General features: G+C 51.3%; 19 protein-coding genes. 7 read left to right on the top strand and 12 right to left on the bottom strand.

Features of this window, described 5'->3' with window-relative positions:
- Positions 1 to 5 precede the first annotated feature (5 nt).
- The 5 genes from benC to JW499_RS12725 all read right to left on the bottom strand — a co-directional run bounded on the left by benC (position 6) and on the right by JW499_RS12725 (position 6,015).
- The gene (benC, locus tag JW499_RS12745) at positions 6 to 1,007 is read right to left on the bottom strand and encodes a benzoate 1,2-dioxygenase electron transfer component BenC (RefSeq protein WP_205210970.1); all 1,002 of its coding nucleotides are present in this window, start codon (positions 1,005 to 1,007) and stop codon (positions 6 to 8) included.
- 44 nt (positions 1,008 to 1,051) lie between these two features.
- Positions 1,052 to 1,543: a benzoate 1,2-dioxygenase small subunit gene (benB, locus tag JW499_RS12740; protein WP_205210969.1), complete on the bottom strand. Its 492-nt coding sequence runs from the start codon at positions 1,541 to 1,543 to the stop codon at positions 1,052 to 1,054.
- 2 nt (positions 1,544 to 1,545) lie between these two features.
- On the bottom strand, positions 1,546 to 2,883 hold the full coding sequence (gene benA / locus JW499_RS12735) for a benzoate 1,2-dioxygenase large subunit (protein ID WP_205210968.1): 1,338 nt from the start codon (positions 2,881 to 2,883) through the stop codon (positions 1,546 to 1,548).
- 1,876 nt (positions 2,884 to 4,759) lie between these two features.
- Positions 4,760 to 5,683 (bottom strand): catechol 2,3-dioxygenase, encoded by a 924-nt coding sequence (locus JW499_RS12730; protein WP_205210967.1) that lies wholly within the window; start codon positions 5,681 to 5,683, stop codon positions 4,760 to 4,762.
- A 140-nt stretch (positions 5,684 to 5,823) separates the two neighbouring features.
- Positions 5,824 to 6,015 (bottom strand): 2-hydroxymuconate tautomerase, encoded by a 192-nt coding sequence (locus JW499_RS12725; protein ID WP_205210966.1) that lies wholly within the window; start codon positions 6,013 to 6,015, stop codon positions 5,824 to 5,826.
- Between the two features lie 329 nt (positions 6,016 to 6,344).
- Between JW499_RS12725 and JW499_RS12720 the strand changes: the two genes are divergently transcribed.
- From JW499_RS12720 to JW499_RS12695, 6 genes are all read left to right on the top strand, one after another.
- The gene (locus JW499_RS12720; RefSeq protein ID WP_205210965.1) at positions 6,345 to 7,529 is read left to right on the top strand and encodes an ABC transporter substrate-binding protein; all 1,185 of its coding nucleotides are present in this window, start codon (positions 6,345 to 6,347) and stop codon (positions 7,527 to 7,529) included.
- 65 nt (positions 7,530 to 7,594) lie between these two features.
- The gene (locus JW499_RS12715) at positions 7,595 to 8,458 is read left to right on the top strand and encodes a branched-chain amino acid ABC transporter permease (protein ID WP_205210964.1); all 864 of its coding nucleotides are present in this window, start codon (positions 7,595 to 7,597) and stop codon (positions 8,456 to 8,458) included.
- A 10-nt stretch (positions 8,459 to 8,468) separates the two neighbouring features.
- On the top strand, positions 8,469 to 9,437 hold the full coding sequence (locus tag JW499_RS12710; RefSeq protein WP_205210963.1) for a branched-chain amino acid ABC transporter permease: 969 nt from the start codon (positions 8,469 to 8,471) through the stop codon (positions 9,435 to 9,437).
- Positions 9,434 to 10,192 carry an ABC transporter ATP-binding protein gene (locus tag JW499_RS12705; RefSeq protein ID WP_205210962.1) on the top strand — a complete coding sequence of 253 codons (759 nt, stop codon included), beginning with the start codon at positions 9,434 to 9,436 and terminating at the stop codon, positions 10,190 to 10,192. The genes JW499_RS12710 and JW499_RS12705 overlap by 4 nt, the downstream gene beginning before the upstream one ends.
- Before the next feature lie 2 nt (positions 10,193 to 10,194).
- A complete protein-coding gene (locus tag JW499_RS12700; RefSeq protein WP_205210961.1) occupies positions 10,195 to 10,905 on the top strand; it encodes an ABC transporter ATP-binding protein in 711 nt (236 codons plus the stop codon).
- A gap of 61 nt (positions 10,906 to 10,966) precedes the next feature.
- Complete coding sequence (locus JW499_RS12695; protein ID WP_205210960.1) at positions 10,967 to 11,770, top strand: IclR family transcriptional regulator; 804 nt, start codon at positions 10,967 to 10,969, stop codon at positions 11,768 to 11,770.
- An 84-nt stretch (positions 11,771 to 11,854) separates the two neighbouring features.
- On the opposite strand, the gene JW499_RS12690 is transcribed toward JW499_RS12695, so the two are convergent.
- The 6 genes from JW499_RS12690 to hutC form a co-directional block, all read right to left on the bottom strand.
- Complete coding sequence (locus tag JW499_RS12690) at positions 11,855 to 12,814, bottom strand: AraC family transcriptional regulator (RefSeq protein ID WP_205210959.1); 960 nt, start codon at positions 12,812 to 12,814, stop codon at positions 11,855 to 11,857.
- Positions 12,815 to 13,198: 384 nt separating this feature from the next.
- The gene (gene hutH / locus JW499_RS12685; protein ID WP_205210958.1) at positions 13,199 to 14,731 is read right to left on the bottom strand and encodes a histidine ammonia-lyase; all 1,533 of its coding nucleotides are present in this window, start codon (positions 14,729 to 14,731) and stop codon (positions 13,199 to 13,201) included.
- A 98-nt stretch (positions 14,732 to 14,829) separates the two neighbouring features.
- Positions 14,830 to 16,503, bottom strand: a complete 1,674-nt coding sequence (gene hutU / locus JW499_RS12680) for a urocanate hydratase (RefSeq protein WP_205210957.1) — start codon at positions 16,501 to 16,503, stop codon at positions 14,830 to 14,832.
- A gap of 5 nt (positions 16,504 to 16,508) precedes the next feature.
- Complete coding sequence (gene hutG, locus JW499_RS12675) at positions 16,509 to 17,489, bottom strand: formimidoylglutamase (protein WP_205210956.1); 981 nt, start codon at positions 17,487 to 17,489, stop codon at positions 16,509 to 16,511.
- Positions 17,482 to 18,663 (bottom strand): imidazolonepropionase, encoded by a 1,182-nt coding sequence (gene hutI, locus JW499_RS12670; protein ID WP_205211016.1) that lies wholly within the window; start codon positions 18,661 to 18,663, stop codon positions 17,482 to 17,484. The genes hutG and hutI overlap by 8 nt, the downstream gene beginning before the upstream one ends.
- Before the next feature lie 470 nt (positions 18,664 to 19,133).
- Positions 19,134 to 19,844, bottom strand: a complete 711-nt coding sequence (gene hutC / locus JW499_RS12665) for a histidine utilization repressor (protein WP_205210955.1) — start codon at positions 19,842 to 19,844, stop codon at positions 19,134 to 19,136.
- A gap of 225 nt (positions 19,845 to 20,069) precedes the next feature.
- Here hutC and JW499_RS12660 point away from each other — a divergent pair, with 225 nt between their 5' ends.
- Positions 20,070 to 20,540, top strand: a complete 471-nt coding sequence (locus JW499_RS12660; RefSeq protein ID WP_205210954.1) for a nucleoside triphosphate pyrophosphohydrolase family protein — start codon at positions 20,070 to 20,072, stop codon at positions 20,538 to 20,540.
- An 81-nt stretch (positions 20,541 to 20,621) separates the two neighbouring features.
- Here JW499_RS12660 and JW499_RS12655 read toward each other — a convergent pair whose 3' ends face one another.
- Positions 20,622 to 22,640, bottom strand: a complete 2,019-nt coding sequence (locus JW499_RS12655; protein WP_205210953.1) for a DNA topoisomerase III — start codon at positions 22,638 to 22,640, stop codon at positions 20,622 to 20,624.
- Between the last annotated feature and the right edge of the window lie 83 nt (positions 22,641 to 22,723).

Raw genomic sequence — 22,723 nt, 5'->3', positions numbered from 1 at the left:
TAACCTCAGGCAAATTTTTCGTAATGGAAGCTGGCGGGCGTTATGCCTTTTTCTGAGAAATAGTGGTTAACCGCATCGACCATCGGCGGCGGACCACAGAGGTAGATATCGACATCGCCATCACTGAGGTGCTCGGCTTCGATGTAGTGGGTAACATAGCCCTTTGCAGGGTGTTCGCTCTCCGGTGAAGCAACACAGGTGGTATAGCTGAACAATGGCAGCGCGGCCGCCAGACGCTCCAGCCGGTCGACCTCAACCAGATCGATATCGTTGGTTACGCCGTAGATAAGGTGTACCGGGTATTCAAGACCGTCACGTTGCATCTTTTCAAGCATCGCGGTGAAAGGTGCCAGACCGGTCCCGCCAGCCAGGAACAGTGCCCGGCGATTCATATCCCGCAGATAGAAACTGCCAAACGGACCGGAGATCTCAAGAGACTCGCCCACCTGAGCCGTATCACGCATGTAGCTGCTCATCCGGCCGTCAGGAATAACCCGGATCAGGAAAGAGACCTCATGTGCGTCACTCACCAGTGAGCTGAAAGAGTAAGCACGGGTTTCATCGCTGCCCGGTACTTTAATATTGACATACTGGCCTGGGAGAAAATGCAGGTTAGCCAGCGTGTCACCTTTAACTGAGAATCCGATAGCCGTATCTGAGTGACGGTTAATCGCAGACAGCTCAACCGCATAGGTCTCAGTAACGGTCTTACATACTTTAGAAGATACCGGTACTGAAACAACACAATCGGAAGTTGGCACCATACGGCAGGTAAGTACCTGACCCTGTTCTGCCTCTTCATCAGACAGTGCATCTTCGATGTAATCTTCCAGCGTGTATTTGCCTGATTCGGCATGACACTTACAGGTTCCACAGGCACCATCGCGACAATCCAGTGGAATATTGACACGCTGACGATAGGCCGCATCAGCAACCAGTTCACCCTCGTTGCACTCGATAAAACGAGTTACACCGTCTTCAAAGTTTAACGCAATTTTATAAGACATAATCGATCCCGGCCCCCGTCAAACCGGGGGCCTTATTGTTATTATTAAAGATGATAGATATCGACCACATGATGGATATAGTCGTTTTTCAGGACGACTTTTTTCGCTTTGATCTTCGGACGTTCACCGGAAATATCCAGGGTATAGAAGCTGGTACCGAAGTAGGTGTACACATGCTCATAACGATAGGCATAGTTAACCCAGTTAAAGCGAACTTTACACTGCTCATCAGAGGCTTCGACAATCTCGATATTGCTCAGGTTGTGAGACGTACGCGGCTGAGGCAAGCTGGTGGCACTGGATTTATCTGTGTTGATGCGAAACACCCGGTCTTCCAGACCGCTGCGCGATGCATAATACATCAGCGAAATTTCAGTCTGCGGGTCTTCCGTCAGCTCACCGGTATCATCCCAGGATGGCACCCAGTAGCTGGCATCTGCAGCATACATCTCCAGCCAGCTATCCCACTCTTTATCATCAAGATAACGGGCTTCTTCAAAGAGAAATTTATTTACCTGGTCAATTGAAATAGACATGATTATTTTTCCTCCTGTTCAGACGCCGCTTTCTTCATCACATCAACCCAGTAACGGTGCTGAACGGTATACAAGCCCTCATCTTCCGTTTTAGCGCCGCTCATAATGGGGTTCATGCCCAGTTTTTTAGCCTCTTCATCCGGTCCCTGAATCCAGTGTTCAGCACCACGACACATATCATTCCACTCAAGATTGGTGGCCATAAAGCCTTTCTGGCATGAGCGGAACTCTTCCAGGTCATCCGGGGTTGCCATACCGCTGGCATTGAAGAAATCTTCATACTGACGGATACGCTGAGCACGGGCCTCGGCACTTTCACCCTTCGGCGCGATGCAGTAGATGGTTACTTCAGTCTTATTCACATCGATCGGACGGAACTGGCGGATCTGCGAGCTGAACTGATCCATCAGAAACACGTTTGGATAGAGACACAGGTTCCGCAGATTACCGATCATCCAGTCGGCTCTGGCTTCGCCACTGGTGGCGATAAGTTCGTCACGGCGCTGATAAATTGGACGGTCTTTAGGGTTTGGCCACTGCATCCACAAGCAGATATGGCCATGATCAAAGGCGTAGAAGCCCCCTTTCTGCTTCGCCCAGGTGCTGGCATCCATCGCTTTGGTTTTATCGGTTTCTTTATCCCGGCGACCGGTGGTTGCCACATAGTTCCAGTGCACGGCACTCACGTGGTATCCATCTGCGCCGTTTTCAGCCTGCACTTTCCAGTTGCCGTCATAGACGTAGGTAGAGCTGCCACGCAGCACTTCCAGACCTTCAGGAGACTGATCCACGATCATGTCGATAATCTTGGCCGCTTCACCGAGGTACTCTTCCAGAGAGACGACATCAGGGTTCAGACTGCCAAACAGAAAGCCCTTGTAACTGGCAAAACGGGGCACCTCTTTCAGGTTATGCGAACCCTTGCAGTTGAATGACTCAGGATAACCTGCATCATCCGGGTCTTTAACTTTCAGCAGTTTGCCATCGTTATTGAATACCCAGCCATGGAACGGACAGGTGTGCGCTGCACGGTTACCCTTTTTTGTACGGCACAGCATGGCACCGCGGTGACTACAGGCGTTGATAAAGGCTTTCAGCTCATTGTCTTTGTTACGGGTAATGAAGATCGGCTGGCGACCCATGGTATAGGTGAAGAAGTCATTTTTATTGGGGATCTGACTCTCATGGGCAAGATAGATCCAGTTGCCTTCAAAGATATGCTTCATCTCGAGTTCGAACAGTTCCGGATCGGTAAACATATCCCGCTTGCAGCGATAGATACCCTTCTCAGGATTCTCTTCCATCATCGAATCAATTTTATTAAACAGTGCTGTGTTCATTCGGTCCACCTCTATTGTTTTCCTCAAAGATACTCAACAGAGGGGTGACTCAATATCCGCTTTATGCCGACCTGTATCCTATTTATGCACCTACTGTGCAGAAACCGGATAATGCGTCTTTGCGGACAAAGAAAGGGGCATCGGGGTAGATATTAATAGAACGGTATTCTGCTGTGATAGAAGACGGAGCCATAATCTGAAACAGACTCACCACAGAGGACACAGAGAGCACAGAGAAGACGCTAAACAGGATTTCTCCGTGCCCTCTGTGCGCTTAGTATGCCCTTTGGGGACTGTGCTAAAACCTTTATAGCATCAAGCATCCAGGCTTCCGCCAGCGGGTTTTGCAGTGGCTTCTGCCGTGATAAAAGACGGAGCCATAATCAAAAACAGACTCACCACAGAGGACACGGAGAGCACAGAGAAAACGCTAAACAGGATTTCTCCGTGCCCTCTGTGCGCTTAGCATGCCCTTTGGGGACTGTGCTAAAACCTTTATAGCATCAAGCATCCAGGCTTCCGTCAGCGGGTTTTGGAGTGGCTTCTGCTGTGATAGAAGACGGAGCCATAATCAAAAACAGACTCACCACAGAGGACACGGAGAGCACAGAGAAACCGTTAAACAGCACTTCTCCACGCCCTCTGGGGCTGTGGTAAAACCTTATCCAGACTTAAGTCAGCGGTTTTTGGCGCGACTTCTGCCGTGATAAAACACGGGAGCCATCATCTGAAACAGACTCACCACAGAGGACACGGAGAGCACAGAGAAAACGCTAAACAGGATTTCTCCGTGTCCTCTGTGCGCTTAGTATGCCCTTTGGGGACTGTGCTAAAACCTTTATAGCATCAAGCATCCAGGCTTCCGCCAGCGGATTTTGGAGTGGCTTCTGCCGTGATAGAAGACGGAGCCATCATCTAAAACAGACTCACCACTGAGGACACAGAGAGCACAGAGAAAACCGATGAACAGCACTTCTCCGTGTCCTCTGTGCGCTTAGCATGCCCTTTGGGGACTGTGCTAAAACTTTAAAGCATCAAGCATCCAGGCTTCCGCCAGCGGTTTTTGGAGTGGCTTCTGCCGTGATAGAAGACGGAGCCATCATCTGAAACAGACTCACCACTGAGAACACAGAGCGCACAGAGAAACCGATGAACAGCACTTCTCCGTGTCCTCTGTGTTCTCTGTGGTAAAACCTTTATAGCATCCAGACTCAGGCCAGCGGGTTTTCTTTATCCCCCATAACATCCTATGAACAAGAAAAGGTTCATCGCGCTTTACCGGGAAAGGATTCCATCGTGATAGATAGTAGTGAAGCTATATTTTGCAAGGGTCCTTAAAATCAAAAACAGACTCACCACAGAGGACACGGAGAGCACAGAGAAAACGCTAAACAGTACTTCCCCGTGCCCTCTGTGTCCTCTGTGTTCTCTGTGGTAAAACCTTTATAGCATCAAGACTCAGGCCAGCGGGTTTTCTTTATCCCCCATAACATCCTATGAACAAAAAAAGGTTCATCGCGCTTTACCGGGAAAGGATTCCATCGTGATAGATAGTAGTGAAGCTATATATTGCAAGGGCCCTTAAAATCAAAAACAGACTCACCACAGAGGACACAGAGAAAACGCTAAACAGTACTTCCCCGTGTCCTCTGTGTCCTCTGTGGTAAAACCTTTATAGCATCAAGACTCAGGCCAGCGGGTTTTCTTTATCCCCCATAACAGCCTATGAACAAAAAAAAGGCCTCCGGAAGGAGGCCAAACACATTGCGAAAGGGAGCAAAGCAAGCATGAAAACGCGGTGATACATGAGCCATATGAAACTCAATATATCTGGCTGCGTAGACCGAAAAATCCCTTTTCCGGGCAACGGTGCAGATCAGGTGAGTACTGACAGAAAGCGTTCATTCAGAACCCGGTCATGATAGAAGATCGCCTTGCCCAGATCCTCGGCTTTCCAGATCACCGGCTCATGATCGGGGTAGTGATAATCGCCGCCGCAGAACACTTCGTTACGGTTACCCGATGGGTCGAAGAAGTAGATCGTCTGGCCATGGGTCAGACCGTGACGGGTCGGGCCAATATCGATAGAGGTATTGGTCATAGAGATCAGATCCGCCGCGCGCAGCACGGACTCCCAGGTTTCCAGGAAGAATGACGCATGGTGGAATTTACCCGGCTCCGGACAGTCGATAAACGCAATATCGTGAGCCTTCATGCTGGCTGTCAGGAACGCCGCTACACGGTTTCCTTCCGGATCGATCACCTGTTCTGCCAGATCAAAGCCCAGCACATCGCGGAACAGCGCATAGGTGGCATCAACATTCGGCCCGTACAGCAGGCAGTGATCAAAGCGGGTGGCCTTCATCCCTTTCAGATCCATCGGCCAGGCTTCCGGGTTAACGTTGGATACCCCCCATTTTCCGGTCTGTTCCTTCTCTGCATAGAGTTCAAAGCGGTGTCCGGTCGGTGCTTCAAAACGGATGCGACGACCACAGCCTGTCAGTTCACCCGCAGCAATCTGCTCCACAGTACAGCCGTACGCTGTCAGATCGCTCTCCAGCTGCTCCAGCACGGCGTTGTTGAGCACTTTAAAGCCCATAAAGTCCATACCCGGCTCATCGGCCTGACGCAGGACAACGGAGAACTTATCCACTTCGGTCCAGCCCTTAAGATAGGCGCGCCCCTGATCGTCGCGCCCCATCTCAATCAGTCCCAGCAGGTCCCGATAATGAGCCAGCGCTTCTTCGATATCCAAAACCCGGAGCTGCACATGACCGGGACGCATTACACCCTTTTTCATTTTGTTAATCCTCTGTTGTTATTTTAATCAGGCCGTTTCAACCTGTAGTTGTTTGACAACCTCAATCCGCATATCGGAAAGAGGGTAAACCCGACCAGCGAGCAGATATCCCGCTTCAGCTGACGTTCGCAGATATGGGTTTATCGGCCCAGTGTTTTTGCTGACTGACCACCAATGCCCCAATGTTGCGCAGGCAGATCAGTGATCAACACCCGCACCGACTCCTTCGGGGCATTGATGGCTCTATTTACCGCTTCAGTAATCTCATGAATCAGCAACTCTTTCTGCTGATCCGTTCTGCCTTCAATGATGTTCACATGAATAATCGGCATACTATTTTCCTATTCTTGAAAATTCAGAAGAACCTGCCTCTGATGGTGCCCGGTTTCTGACATCGCGCCCTTTCTGGTCAGAACAGTTCTGATCATCGTGTTGAGAAAACTGGATGCTCAGAAAATCAGCCCGGTGCGTCTCTAACATCTCCACTATCTCCGATCACACGGGGTAAAAAAATCCGTTCAGCGAAACTCTGTATCCGTTTTCTGCAGCGAAGCGAATGCAATGCGCTAGATGGACAAAGCTTGCAACCAGTGGCTATTGGAAAACCCGCTGCAGACATAGGCTGAGTTCGACTTAATCCTCTAACTCTGAGAAATTAGTGATGAACAATAAAAAGAAGATATTCCTGTCAGTTCTACCTGCTACCGTTGCTGCAACCATTATCTCTATGAGCACCGGCTCAATGGCGGCGGACAGTGATCCGATTAAAGTGGGTGTGATGCTGCCCTTCAGTGGTGTCTATGCCGGACTGGGTGAATCGACCCGAAATGGCCTGAAACAGGCGATAAAAGAGCAAGGCAACAATATCGCTGGCCGCCCGGTTGAATTTATCGAGATGGACACCGAAGCCAAACCGGCACGGGCACCCGAAATTACCTCCTCTCTGGTTGATAACCAGCAAGCTGATTTCGTCATTGGCCCGGTACATTCCGGGGTTGCGATGGGGATGATCAAATCGATCAAAGGTAAAGACTCCATCATGATCATTCCGAATGCCGGTGCCAACGCCGCCACCGGTGCATTCTGTCAGCCCAACGTCTTCCGTACCTCGTTCTCCTCATGGCAGACCGCCTTCCCGATGGGTAAAGAAGCGTATGACATGGGTTACAAAAAGATTGTCACCATGAGCTGGAACTACGGTTTTGGTAAAGAGTCGCTGGAGGCTTTCAATGAGTCCTTCACTAAAGCCGGTGGCGAAGTCATTAAAGAGATGCTGGTGCCGTTCCCGAAAACGGAGTTTCAGTCCTATCTGACCGAGATCGCATCCATTAATCCTGATGCGGTGTTTGTCTTCTTCGCAGGCGGCGGTGCGGTGAAGTTTGTTAAGGATTACGATGCCATGGGTCTGAAAGGCAAGATCCCTCTGCTGGGTTCAGGCTTCCTGACAGAAGGAACCACCACGGCACAGGGGCCAGCCGCTGAAGAGGTTATTACCACTCTGCACTACGCCGATGCGCTGGATATTCCGAAGAACAAACACTTTCGTCAGGACTATGAAACACTTTATGGCAAGCCCGCCGATCTGTTTGCTGTGCAGGGGTATGATGCAGGCCAGTTGATCGCTCAGGCGGTCACCGCTACTCAGGGAAATACCTCAGATAAAGCCGCTCTGATCGAACAGATGGAGCAACTTGAAATTGATAGTCCCCGCGGCGCATTCCACTTTTCAAAATCACACAACCCGATTCAGACCATCTACCTGCGCAAAGTCGTCGATGGTCAGAACACCGTGGTTAAAGTCGCACACGAAAATCTGGAAGACCCTGCCCGCGGCTGTAGGCTGTAGGCTGTAAATAGTTGATCCGGGCCTCTGCGGAGGCCCACTCAAAGTTCTTCTTAAGGTAAGCATTTATGGATACTTCTCTTTTCCTGGTACAACTTCTCAACGGAGTTCAGTACGGGCTATTACTGTTTCTGATAGCGTCGGGACTCACACTGGTGTTTGGCGTCATGGGCATTCTCAATCTGGCACATGGTTCGATGTATATGATCGGGGCTTACCTCGCATATTACTTCACCACCCTGACTGATAGCTTTCTGCTGGCCTTTATTATCAGTGGCTCAATTGCGCTGGTGATTGGCATCATCATTGAAAGATTTCTGATTATTCATCTCTATAAGCGGGATCATCTGGATCAGGTTCTGCTGACCGTGGGGCTGATCTTTATCTTTAACGCCACCCAGAGTTTTGTCTGGGGCAATGATCCTCTGGGCATTGAAGTACCGGAACTGCTGTCAGGCTCAATCAGGCTGACGGATATCGTCGAATACCCGGTTTATCGCCTGTTTATCTCGCTGCTCTGTCTGCTGGTTGCTGCAACCATGTACTTCACCATCAATAAGACCAGGCTGGGGATGATGATCCGCGCCGGTGAATCGGATCGGGCCATGGTGGAAAACCTGGGTGTTGATATCAGCAAGCTGTTCACCATTGTGTTTGCCATTGGAGTATTTCTTGCGTCCCTCGCGGGTATCGTTTCTGTCCCTATCGTCAGCCTGGTTCCGGGCATGGGCGAACACGTGCTGATCTCCTGCTTTGTGGTGGTTGTAATTGGCGGTCTGGGGTCGATTAAAGGCGCATTTGTGGCAGCACTGATTGTCGGCATCGCAGATACCTACGCCTCTGTTCTTCTGCCGCAGATATCCAGTATGTCGATCTATCTGCTGATGGCACTGATCCTGCTGGTCAAGCCTCAGGGCTTGTTCAAAAACTGAGGATTTAACTATGTCCATTTTATCTAATAAATCAGAAAAGATTTTTATCTATCTTTTCTTCGCTATCGGTTTGTTTATTCCTCTGTTTCTCGAGGGTAACACTTTTTTTATCAATAAATTCTCAACCATCATCATCCTGGCGATTTTTGTTATGTCACTGGATTATCTGGTGGGTCGTACCGGCCTGATCACCCTGGGACATGCGATGTTTTACGGCCTGGGGGGTTATATATTTACTATTCTCGCCCCCGAATATGAGGCGGTTAACTTCTGGGTTTATACCTTCTATGTAATGCTGATCAGCGGTTTTATCGCCCTGATTGTGGGCCTGATTGTCCTGCGCACCAGCGGCATCTATATGATTATGATCACCCTGGCCCTGGCGCAGATGAGTTTCTACTTCTTCGCAGACTCAATTGAATATGGCGGTCAGGATGGTCTGTTTGTGTATATCAAACCGGAAACCAGCATTTTTGGTCTGAACTTCCTGGATCTGGAAAATGAAACCCATTTTTACTACCTCTGCCTGCTGTCACTGTTTAACTGTTTTGTGTTCTTTAAAATCATCATGAACTCCTCATTCGGACGGGTAATTGATGCTTTGAAGGAGAACCCGGACCGGGCCACAGCGCTGGGTTACAACATCTTTCATTTTCGTTTAATCGCGTATGTTCTGGCCTCCTCACTGGCGGCCTATGCCGGTTATCTGTTTGCCCTGCAATTTGGCTTTGTTAATCCGAGCATGATGTCCTGGGACGTTTCAGCCACCGCGCTGGTGATGGCTCTGCTCGGCGGGCTGGGAACTATTTACGGAGCTATTATTGGCAGCTTTGTGTATGAAGGTCTGCACTACTTCATCGAACATCTGACAGAGTATTGGATGTTCTTTATGGGGGCACTGATTATTGCGCTGGTACTCACCCTCAAAAACGGTATGGCAGGATTCCTCAACACTCTGAGCGGAGGTAAACGGTCATGAGTCAGACAATTCTTGAAGCCGAAAATCTGTGTAAATTCTGGGGGGGACTGAAAGCACTGAATGAACTGAATATACAGTTCAAAGATAAACAGCTGCACAGCATTGTCGGCCCCAATGGCGCAGGCAAAAGCACGCTGTTAAACACCCTCTGCGGCGCCTACCCCGCCACCAGCGGCGTTATTCTGTATCACGGAAAACCGATCACCCACCTGAAGGGGTATGAGTTTTGTCGCGAAGGGATTGGCCGCAGCTTTCAGAAGACCAATATTTTCCATAACGCAACCTGCCTGGAAAACTGCTGTATCGCGGCCCAGCAACGCATCGGCGGCAACTTTAACCTGTTCAGAAAACGCAGCAAAAATCGTCAGATCACCGAGATAGCCCGGAAGGCATTGCAACAGGTCGGCTTAACTGCGCGGGCGGATACCCGGGCAACCGAGGTCAGCTATGGTGAGCAGCGCCAGCTGGAGATCGCTATGGTGCTTGCCACCTCACCGAAAGTCCTGTTACTGGACGAACCAATGGCGGGGATGGGCCATGAAGAATCACAAACCATTATCAGCCTGCTAAAAGAGCTGAAGCAGCAATACTGCATTGTCCTTGTTGAACACGATATGGATGCGGTATTTGAGCTGTCAGATCTGATGACCGTGATGGTTGATGGCCAGCACTTAATAACCGATACCGTTGACAATATCCGCAACAACCCGCTTGTTCAGGATGCGTATCTCGGTAACGATGATGAGGTATTTTAACCATGCAGAATATTCTTGAAGTTCACGGTCTGCAGACACTCTACGGTGAGAGCCATATCCTGCATGGCGTCTCCTTTGATATTAAAAGCGGAGAAACGGTCAGTATTATGGGCCGCAACGGCATGGGAAAATCCACCACCCTGAAATCGATTCTGGGGATCGCACCACCCCGCAGCGGTTCGGTGATTTATAAAGGTGAAGATATCACCCGCCTGCCCACCTGGAAGCGGATGCGCCGGGACATCGCCTATGTTCCCGAGGGACGGGGCATGTTTCACAACCTGACAGTAAAAGAACATCTACAGATGGCCGCGCGGAAAAACTCCAGGGGTGAGGCTAACTGGACCTACGATCAGGTGCTGGACGTTTTCCCCCGTCTGACCGAACGGCTGGTCAACAAAGGCACTCAGCTGTCTGGAGGCGAACAGCAGATGCTGGCCATTGGTCGTGCCCTGCTGACCAACCCTGACCTGCTGATTCTGGACGAGGCAACCGAGGGGTTGGCACCGTTAATTCGTAAAGAGATCTGGCAGGTAATCAGACAGATTAAAGACTCTGGTGTATCCACGGTTATCGTGGATAAGAACATTAAAGTGCTGAATGAACTCTGTGAAAAACATATCCTGATTGTTAAGGGAAAAGTGATGTTTCAGGGAGACTCCAGATCGCTGGATGATAATAAAGAGTTTATTGAACAAAGCCTGGCAGTCTAATACGATAGCGGGAGGCCTGCCTGATAATAAGGGCCTCCTGCTATAAGGAACAAAGCACTGCATGATCGACACTACGATTACCATTCCAAAAGATCAGAAACAGGGCATCAGCTCTTTAGAGCTGGGGCTGAAGATCCTGGAACACATTGCTGAATATGGCAAGCCTGTTACCCTGAAAGCACTCGCCGAGCTTGCGGAGATGTCTCCCAGCCGGTTACATAAATATCTGGTTAGCCTGGTAAAACTGGGATACATCAGCCAGCAAAGTAACTCAAGATACACGCTTGCCACCAGCAGTCTGAAAATCGGCATCTCGGCGTTACGCCTGATCGATCCGATCCAGAGCGCTTTCCTTTGTGCAGAGAAGCTGCACCGGGAATACGACAGAACCATCACCGTCGCGATCTGGAACGGCAACTACCCGCTGGTAATTAAATGGCTTGATTCCAGCCGCTCGCTGAACGTTAATATCCGTCTCGGGTCACAGCTATCGCCTTTTACCTCAGCCTCGGGTCGTATTTTTCTGGCGTTTCTGCCGGATCAACGACGCCAGGAGATCATCGATGAATTTTTTGCGGCACCTCCCGCTCTGCCCAGACATATGGGTAAGCCTCTGAACAAAAGTGCGTTTATAAAACTGCTTGAGGAGATCCGGGAGGAAAAGGTCTGTCGCTTCAAACAGGACTATCTGCCGGATATAAACGTCGTCAGTGCGCCCATCTTTGATGTTGATAACAATATCAGTTCGATTATCAATCTACTCGGCCAGACCAGTGATACACCCGTCGATAAAGGCAGTATCTATGAGCAGGCAGTGCTCAATGCCTGTCAGACAGCGACACAACAACTGAGAGGTTATAGCTGAGTTTGCATCAAAAAAGGCACCCTAAGGTGCCTGAATAAGCTGCCTGATGTAAGACTGACCGGTCGCTAGCCCGACCTTTATGAGCTAGTGCCCCCTCTTCTTCAACGTTTCAGAGGGCAGCTCGCCAAACATCTTACGATACTCGCTGGAAAATCGTCCCAGATGCATAAAGCCAAAATCTAAGGCGACCTCGGTAACATTACGACAACCACCCTCACCATCCTGCAACATCTTATGCACATGCATCAGCTTCTGCTGTTTTATATAGTGCATCGGGGTGACTGACTTATGCCGGGCGAAGATATTATAGAGAGTGCGCTGACTAACCCGGCTAAGCGAAGCCAGATCATCGATGGAAAGGTCATCTTTAATATGATCCGCTATGTAACTGTCAATCGCCGAAAAGCAATGAGGCGCCTGCTCCTCCGCGGGGATCTGAATATTATTGGAAAAGCAGTCCAGTAGTTTCACCGCCAGAAGGCTGCTGTAAGGTGCCAGTTGTGAAAAATCAGATTGTGCTGCTTCGGCTTCCATGAAGATCAGCTCCAGCAAATGGATCAGGGAACGATGGTCAGAAGTTTTACGTACCGCATGATCAAACTTCACCCCCTCCTTCGGCAGATAAGCGACCTTTTCCGCCAGCGCCGAGATCATGACGCTTTTAGGGATCTTAACAATCACTTTCTCACAATCAGCCGAGTAATTGAGATCGACTTTGTCATTAGGATTAAGCAGCAGGACCTCTCCGGCACTGACTCTCAGATCTTTATCCGCCAGGCTCCAGTCACAGACGCCGCTGGTGACTATCTGAAGATGGTATATATCTTCCAGATCCGCAGACTGTACTCTGACATTACCACCATAGGTTATCCGTGAAAGCGCAACATCGGAAAAATCACGATGCCAGATAGACGCTCTCTGATGGCACTCACCCTTAACGGAGATTCTATGCGTTCCAATATGCTGATTGACGTAATCGGATATAACCTGGGGATCCTGCGCCTGATAGATGGCGCTCCCCTGCAGCACTTCGTTAAACATCATGGTTACTCTGTTTTTATTATTTATGAATCAGTTTATATATAATAAATTATTAGCTGTCAATTTACCCTCGGTTTCTGAGACATTTACCTGAATAATTTACATGTTGAAACACAGACCTTGACGCTCGCCTCATATTAAAGCGATGAACGAATATGAATTTCTGTATGGGAGCTAAAGCGGAATAGATAAACTGAGAAATAGGAAGTGTAACCAACCACAACCGAAAAAATGTAATGGCCGTAGAGTTAGAGCCAGAAGACAAACAGAGTGAGAAAAAGTGGCTGCCCTTTACTTTTCTGATCAGGATTGCCTGAAGAATTGTGCCACGACGCTACCGGGCATCACCCAATAGCGTCATAACAGCCGCTGTATGTGTCGTGTGGTTTACACACTCGGCAACAGCTGCGGCGGCATGTAAGCGTTATAGGCAGCGCTCTGAATCAGCTGCTTGGCATTCTCGATATCCGGTGAGAAGTAACGATCCTTATCATAGAAAGGTACGACTTTACGCAGCTGCGCTTTGGCCGCTTCAACCCGTGCTGAAGACTTTAACGGCGCCCGGAAGTCGACCCCCTGACAAGCCGCCAGCAGTTCAACCGCCAGAATACCCGCGGTATTATCTGCCATATCCTTTAACCGGCGAGCGGCGAAGGTGGCCATCGACACATGATCTTCCTGATTGGCTGAGGTTGGCAGACTGTCAACGCTGGCGGGATGAGCCAGTGATTTGTTCTCTGAGGCCAGGGCCGCACCGGTCACCTGGGCGATCATAAAGCCAGAGTTAACGCCGCCATTATTCACCAGAAACGGTGGTAACTTACTCAGATTGGAGTCGATCAGTAGCGCCATACGCCGTTCAGACAGTGAACCAATCTCTGCAATGGCCAGCGCCAGATTATCGGCCACCATGGCGACCGGTTCAGCATGAAAGTTGCCGGCGGAGATAAACTCATCAGTTTCGGTAAACACCAACGGATTGTCAGACACTGCATTGGCTTCTACCAACAGAACCTCTGACGCCTGCCGAATCTGCTGTAAACAGGCGCCCATGACCTGAGGCTGACAGCGCAGTGAATACGGGTCCTGAACCTTTTCACACCCCTCATGGGAGTCTCCGATTTCAGAACGCTCGCCCAGCAGATGACGGTAGGCGGTCGCAGCATCGATCTGGCCCTGTTGACCCCGCACTTCATGCACCCGGGGATCAAACGGCCGACGGCTGCCCAGTGCCGCTTCCACTGACAGGGATCCGGATATAATCGCCGCCGCAAACAGATCTTCGGCAGCAAACAATCCCTGCAGCGCAAATGCAGTAGAGGCCTGTGTACCATTCAGCAGCGCCAGTCCCTCTTTAGGTGCCAGAGCGATCGGCTCCAGCCCCGCAACCCGCAGGCCCTCGGCGCCAGACATGCGCTCACCGTTGTAAGTCACTTCACCTTCACCCAGAAGCACAGTGCTCATATGCGCCAGTGGCGCCAGATCGCCGGACGCCCCTACCGAACCTTTCTGCGGTACACAGGGGTAAACTTCAGCATTCACCAGTTTTATCAGCGCTTCAATAATTTCCAGACGGATCCCGGAAAAACCCCGTGCCAGTGAGTTTATCTTCAGGGTCATCATCAGCCGCACGGTCGATTCGGCCATCAGTTCACCCACACCCGCAGCATGGGACAGGACGATACTGCGCTGTAGCAGCGCCAGATCTTCAACCGCGATACGGGTATTTGCCAAGAGACCAAAGCCGGTATTAATCCCATAGACGACCCGCCCCGCTTCGATGACCCTCTCAACCGCTGCACTGCTGGCATGAATCATTTCATGACAGGCCGGATCGAGAGACAGCGTCACCGGCTCATGGTTAATTCGGCGTAACTCAGCCAGGGAGAGATGCCCCGGGTTAACAGTAAGTTGATACATCAGGATAGTTCCTAAAAAATGATTATCGCTTGCATCGAATCAGGCCTGACGTCGATCAGGCCCGATGCGCAATACACTATTCAGTTATAGTTGATTTTTTATCTGTTCAGCATCGGCAGATCCAGCCCCTGCTCCCGGGCACAATCGATGGCCAGATCATAACCTGCATCCGCATGACGCATCACGCCGGTGCCCGGATCATTGCGCAGCACCCGCGCCAGGCGTTTTTCTGCAGCCTCAGTACCATCAGCCACAATCACCACTCCGGCGTGCTGACTAAAGCCCATACCGACACCACCGCCGTGATGCAATGACACCCAGGTCGCGCCACCGGCAGTATTTAACAGCGCATTCAGCAGCGGCCAGTCGGACACCGCATCGGAACCATCCAGCATCGCTTCAGTTTCCCGGTTTGGACTGGCGACTGATCCTGAATCAAGATGATCACGGCCGATAACCACCGGCGCTTTCAGCTCGCCCTTTCTGACCATCTCGTTAAACGCCAGCGCCAGACGCTGACGATCTTTCAGCCCCACCCAGCAGATTCGCGCGGGTAAGCCCTGAAAAGCGATTCGCTCACGCGCCATATCCAGCCAGTTATGCAGATGCGGATCATCGGGAATCAGCTCTTTCACTTTCTGATCGGTTTTATAGATATCCTCCGGATCACCGGACAGCGCCACCCAACGGAAGGGACCTATTCCCTCACAGAACAGCGGCCGGATATAGGCGGGAACAAACCCGGGGAAGTCGAAGGCGTTCTTAACCCCTTTTTCAAAGGCCATCTGACGGATGTTGTTACCATAGTCCGTCGTCGCTGCACCCTGGCTTTGCAGAGCCAGCATCGCCCGCACCTGAACCGCCATGGACTGTTTTGCCGCATCAACCACCGCCGCTTCATCTTTAAGGCGCATTTGTGCCGCATACTCCAGCGTCCAGCCCTGCGGCAGATAGCCGTTGAGCGGATCATGGGCACTGGTCTGGTCGGTTACCACATCGGGTGTAATACCCCGTTCAACAATCTCCGGGAAGATATCCGCGCAGTTACCCAGCAAGCCCACTGAAACCACTTCGCCGTTCGCTTTAGCGCTCGCGATCATCTCCAGCGCTTCATCCAGAGTATAGGCTTTCTTGTCTACATAGCGGGTCCGCAGACGGAAATCGATGCGGGTTTCGTCACACTCAACCGTAATACAGGAGAACCCGGCCATGGTTGCCGCCAGGGGCTGAGCACCACCCATTCCCCCCAGTCCACCGGTCAGTACCCAGCGGCCAGAGGCATCACCCCCAAAGTGCTTTTTCGCCATCGCAGCAAAGGTCTCGTAGGTCCCCTGAACAATCCCCTGTGAACCGATGTAGACCCATGACCCGGCGGTCATCTGGCCGTACATCATCAGGCCCTGCTTATCTAATTCGTTGAAGTGTTCCCAGGTTGCCCAGTGGGGCACCAGATTGGAGTTGGCAATCAGTACCCGCGGGGCATCCGCATGGGTTTTAAACACACCCACCGGTTTACCGGACTGAATCAGCAGCGTTTCATCCTCTTCCAGTCGTTGCAGTACCTCAATAATCTTGTCATAGCACGCCCAGTTGCGTGCTGCACGGCCGATGCCGCCGTAAACCACCAGATCCTCCGGCTTCTCAGCAACGTCCGGGTGCAGGTTATTCATCAGCATTCGCATCGGCGCTTCGGTCAGCCAGCTCTTACAGCTCAGTTTGGTTCCGGTCGGCGCTTTAATATGACGACTGGCGTCGTGGCGGGTATCATTCATTTTTCTTATCCTCGTTTAACAATACAGTGGAACAGACGCGCAGCTACGCGTGCGGTCCGGTTATCGATATCAAATTCAGGGTTGTATTCGGCAAGATCCGCCAGCCTTAGCTTGCCCGATGCGACAATCGTTTCGATCAGGGGCTCCAGTATCTCCAGCCCTACCCCCCGGGCGGCGGGAGCACTGACACCGGGAGCGACCGGTGCAGGCAGCACATCCAGATCAATTGTCAGATAGAGCTGATCGCAATCAGCCATAAACTGTTGCAGCAAATGGGTTGTTTCAGTCAGCCGGGTAATATCCAGCTCGCTGTCCTTACGGTAAGTCACATTCAGTTGATCGGCCCGCCGGAACAGCGCGGCGGTATTCGACATCTCACTGACACCGAGACAGCAGTAGCTGAACGGCCAGTTAGTGGCCTGACACTGTTGCGCAATCTGATAAAACGGCGTGCCGGAACTTGCGCCATTGCTGTCCGGACGCAGATCGAAGTGAGCATCAAAGTTGATAATGCCGATGTTGGGCATGCTGCCGGATGCATCACTCTGCACCTGCAGATAGTGACTCAATCCACTCCAACTGCCATAGGCGACCTCATGCCCCCCGCCCAGGACAAACGGAAAGTGACCGCCGGTCAGGCACTCGTATACCTTATCTGCCAGCGCCTGATGAGCCGCTTCTAACTCATCGCCCTCGCACACCACATTACCGGCATCCCAGGCCGGCCGGGAAACAGGCCAGGGCAGATTGGCCAGTACCCGGCGTAGCAGATCCGGTGCCCGGCGAGCGCCGATACGGCCCTGATTACGACGCACACCCGCATCGCTGCAAAAACCGATAATCGCCACACTGTCAGACTCTGCAGCTACTGCTCCAACCGTCAGCGGTTGAATCTGCTGATGCAGACGACTGGCCAGTTCCGGCAGTTCTTCCGTATCGGTACGGCCAGTCCAGATAGCGTCAAACGCCGTTGAGTATTCAGACATGGTTTACCTCCCCGGCGACGATTCGCTGGCGGATAGGATTGACGCCAAACTGACTGGCCAGTTCGGCGGGATGACGGATATTCCAGAGCACCATATCGGCCAGCATCCCCTCACGGAGCATGCCAATATCCGCAGCTGAGCCGAGCGCCTGAGCCCCGTGACGGGTAACTCCTTTGAGCGCCTCTTCCGGCGTCAGACAGAACAATGTGCAAGCCATATTCATCATCAGTTGCAGGGATGCCAGCGGTGAAGAACCGGGATTCAGGTCGGTGGCAATGGCCATCGGCACCCGATAGTTACGCAACAGTTCAATTGGCGGCAATTTTGTTTCCCGCAAGAAATAAAAGGCGCCGGGTAACAATGTTGCAACGGTGCCCTGTTCAGCCATCGCCCTGACGCCGGCCTCATCTAACCACTCCAGATGATCAGCCGACCAGGCGCCATAACTGGCCGCCAGTTCCGCACCGTGCAGATTGCTCAACTGCTCGGCATGGGCATGAATACCCAAGCCATTCTCGCAGGCCGCCCGGAACACCCGGTCGCACTGGGCCGGCGTAAAGGCGATGCTTTCGCAGAACACATCCACCGCATCAGCCAGCCCTTCACGGGCAGCGACAGGAATCAGCTCATGACATACCAGATCGATATACCCCTCGGCATCATCGCGAAACTCCGGAGGCAAGGCATGTGCGCCCAGCAACGTCGCCGACACTCTGACCGGGTTTTGTGCAGCCAGCTGTTTAGCGGCCCGCAGCATATTGAGTTCAGCCTCAAGACTGAGCCCGTAGCCAGACTTAATTTCGACCGTGGTCACACCTTCCGCCATTAATGCATTCAGGCGCGGCTGCGACAGCTCAACCAGTTCATCAACTGTCGCGTTACGGGTAGCGCTAACCGTGGATAAAATACCACCGCCCTGACGGGCAATCCCGGCATAACTCACACCCAACAGGCGCTGTTCAAACTCCTCAGCACGATTACCCGCATAGACAAGATGGGTATGCGCATCGATCAGTCCTGGCGTCATCCAGCCGCCCCGGGCATCGATCAGCTCAGCGGTCACCGCCTTCAGATCCAGCTCAGACATCGGCGCTATGACCGCGATCTTACCGTCCAGAACCCCGACCGCCTGATCTTTCAGGCCGCCATAGGGCGCTTCGATATTTGGATCCATCGTTGCACAATTGACGTTGATCCAGATTTTTTCACAGCGATTGAACACAACAACACCTCAGACACACTTTGTATATACATATATATACCATCACAAATTCTGAGAGCCAAACTATTTTTATTAATACTCCTGAGATTAAACCTGAATAAAAATTGATATAACGAAATGATTAACTATAAATACTTGAAATATAAAGATAATAATTTTAAATAATGTTGCAGAATTTTTGTCACACCTTCAGACTCTGACATAGAAAAAGAGTATCTCAACGAACAGTAACGATCAGACTATATGTATAGACATAAAAACAAACCCCTGCGAAGCCCTTATTAAGGGCCCCTTGTGAAAGCAGCATGGATAACTGTAAAGAGAGGTACCGCATACGCGGTCAGACAGATAAGCAATGAGGCAATCGCTGAAAAGTGTTGCTGACTAACGAATAAAAGGGATCGCCAGCCGCAACAGAAAACTCAGATACCCGGTGATGCCAGCGAACGTAGCTTATAACGGGTGCCGGGATAGGTCAGGCAGGCGAAACTGACCAGACGATCATCGGACCAGGTGCGACGGTTGACCAGCAGACAGGGCGTATTGGCGTCGATCTCCAGCAATTGCTGTACATTCGAATCTGGCAGAATCGCTTCAACGATATGCTCGACATTGGACACCGGATACATTTTTGACAAATATTCATGGGGCGTACCGGCGGTGAAATCCTGATTAAGATAATCCGGCAGCAGGCGTGCGATAACAAAACGGTTTTCCAGCTGAATAGGCAGATCGTTTTCCCGATGCACGATCACTGAGCGATACAAAGACGTTCCCACCGGAACACCCATCTGCATCGCGATCACCTCATCCGCTACCGCTTCCTGCAGTGTGATGACCGAACAACTGTAACGATGGCCCCGCTGAACCACCTCTTCAGCGATATTGCGGATATCCACCAGCGGTGATTCCGCTTTAGCATCGGTGACAAAAGTGCCCATGCCCGGATAACGCACTAACAGGTTTTCCTGCACCAGGTCCCTGATCGCTTTGTTCACCGTCATCCGGCTGACCTCAAACTGTTTCGCCAGCTCAACTTCTGCAGGGATTTTACTGCCAGAGGTATAGGTCCCCTGCTTAATGCCATCCAGAATATAGCCTTTAATCTGCTGGTAGCGTGGTCTGTTGCTCACGAGCTCCCTCATCACGGTGCAAAAAACTGATTGTATCCATTCAGACCTGAGTTGTCAGATTTACTTGATCCTGAAGATATTAAGACTGCTTCAACACACCTGGCTGACTGACGGTGACCGGTGTATCCCCTGATGATTTAAAATCTGCAGATTTCAAATTGCGATTCAACGTCGAAACGTTCATCATATAGGCCGTTTTTAACTGTTGACGGTATAGATGCAACCATGAGTAATTTCACCGACGTTTCCTTTCTGAACACTGTTTTTGGCAATCAACTGGGCAACATGAATAATCCGGACTGGGAAAAGGCCGGTAAACAGCTGCACCTGATTCAGGAGGAACTGGCGGAACTGGTTGAGGGGATTCAGAACAGAGATATCGCTGAAGTGCGGGATGCTGTCGCTGATATTCTGGTGGTGACCTACGGTATGGCGCATGTGCTGGGCATTGATGCAGATAAAGATATGGCTGCCGTTCAGGAAAGCAACCTGTCTAAGCTCTGTAAAACCGAAGCCGAGATCGAGGAAACAATGGCCTATTACCGTTCAGAGGTCGGTATCGATGTTTACAGCGGTGGCGAGCTGCCTAAGGCCTTTATCAAATCGTCAGCAGATCAGACCGGTAAAGATGGTAAGTTCTACCCTGCCCACAAGTTTCTTAAATGCATCAACTGGCATGAACCGAAGCTGGAATAAAAAGCCCGCCTGAAGCGTTATCACTATATAGCCAGAAAAACGGTGCCCCAGAGCACCGTTTTTAATTCTGTTACTTTATACTTAGCTCTGTTTCTTACTGCTGGCTGGTGCCCGGGACTTTGCACTGGCTGTTTTTTTAGCCGCAGATGTTTTAGCGGCTGATCTCTTTGCGACGGTTTTTTTAACGCCAGGCTTTTTAGAGGTTGAAGCTCTGCGGGCTCCGCTGGTGCGGCGCTTTTTAGGCGCAGGACTTAGCGCCTTCAGTGTCTCTGGAATTACCACCTCAGCGGACTGCGCAATTAACTGATGCAGACGCTCTGTCAGCGGCTGCATAAAACGACTGTAACTGGTTTCCTGCTGACTGATCCGGCTTAGCTCTGACTCCCAGAGTGCGGTCATATCCGGTGTCGTGGCGCTCTCTGGCAGGCAATCAATCAGCGCCCGCCCCACCGTGGTAGAGCGGATCGCTTTCCCCTGCCGGACAAAAAACCCCCGGGTAAACAGCAGTTCGATGATGCCCGCCCGGGTGGCTTCTGTACCCAGACCATCAGTCTCTTTCAACACCTTGCGGATCTCCGGATCAGCCACATAGCGACTGATGCCGGTCATCGCCGCCAACAGGGTCGCATCGGTGAAATACTTGGGCGGCTGGGTGTTTTTCTCTTCCAGCAGCCCCTCAACACATTGTAACGGCTGCCCTTCGGACAATTGCGGCAGCGAACTATGTTTTGCTTCCGAAGAAGAGAGCAGCAGTTTCCAACCAGAATTCAACGTCTGATGGGCGGTTGCTATAAACTGCCCGCCCGCAATAGTCAGATCAGCCCGGGTATCATCATACTCGTAGGGCGCCATAAACTGGGCCAGATAGTATCGGCTAACCAGATCATATATCTGGCTTTCCGGCTGACTCAGCGAGGCAGGATTTGCCTGCCGGGTGGTCGGTATAATCGCGTGATGGGCGCTGACTTTCTTATCGTTCCAGGCCGATGAGCGACGGGAGGAATCCATCTCGGGAAGAAACGCGTTCAGTGCCTGCTGATTAGCGGTGATAGCACTGATCACTTCACCTGCCTGCCGATGATGCTCTTCAGGCAGGTAGCGGCAATCAGAACGGGGATAGGTCAGCAGTTTGTGTCGTTCATACAATGACTGACAGCTATCCAAAACGGCTTTAGCGCTCATACCGAAACGCTTTGCTGCTTCTATCTGTAGCGCAGACAGGTTGAAAGGCAGCGGCGCATTTTCCTTCTTACGCTTCTGGGTCAGTTTTACCAGCTCTGCGGGCTGTCCTTTGATCCGGGCGATCACATTCTCGGCAAGCTTTCGGTTTAATACCCGCCCCTCTTCATCCTGATAGGGCTGGCAATTCTCACTGGGCTTCCAGCGCGCTTTGAAGTGTTCCCCCGCCTCAGTCTCAATCACCGCCTGCACCTCATAGAACGGTTTGGAGACAAAGTTCTCAATCTCTTTATCACGCCGGACTACCAGCCCCAGCAGTGGCGTCTGCACCCGGCCAACCGAGAGCACACCGTTGTACCCCGCTTTGCGCCCCTGAATACTGTACGCCCGGGTGAGATTGATACCGTAGATCCAATCCGCGCGTGAGCGCGCCAGCGCCGATACAGATAACGGTATAAATTCCGTGTTCGATTTAAGACACCCCAGCGCCGCACTTACCGCCTTAGGGTTGAGATCGCTGATTAACAGCCGCTGTGCGGTTCTCTTCTTGGTCTCACTGGCCCCCAGATAGTTGATCGCCTCATCCACCAGCAGTTGTCCCTCGCGGTCGGGATCGCCCGCATGTACAAGCTGTTTCGACTGCCGAATCAGTTTACGCAACACCGCCAGCTGTGAACGGGTCTGACTACGGGGCTTTAACTTCCACTCATCGGGAATAATCGGCAGGTGTTCAAAGCGCCAGGGTTTAAAATCGGGATTGTAATCCGCAGGATCAGCCTGCTCCAGCAGATGCCCAAGGCACCAACTGACACAGTCGCCATTACCCAGTTCGATATAGCCATCGTGTTTTTTATGGGGTTTGGGTAAAACATCAGCGATCGCCCGGGCCAGGCTGGGTTTCTCTGCAATGTATAGGATCATGTCATGATATCAATAGTTAAGATCTGTAATAAGCAACCGCAGCTTCATCAATAATTTGAGACTACAGCTTTCAAATTGCTAGC

Origin of the sequence: Amphritea pacifica, assembly GCF_016924145.1 — a bacterium.
Lineage (GTDB): Bacteria > Pseudomonadota > Gammaproteobacteria > Pseudomonadales > Balneatricaceae > Amphritea > Amphritea pacifica.
The sequence above is the reverse complement of the archived record's forward strand: the minus strand, read 5'-3'. Positions and strand labels throughout refer to the sequence as shown.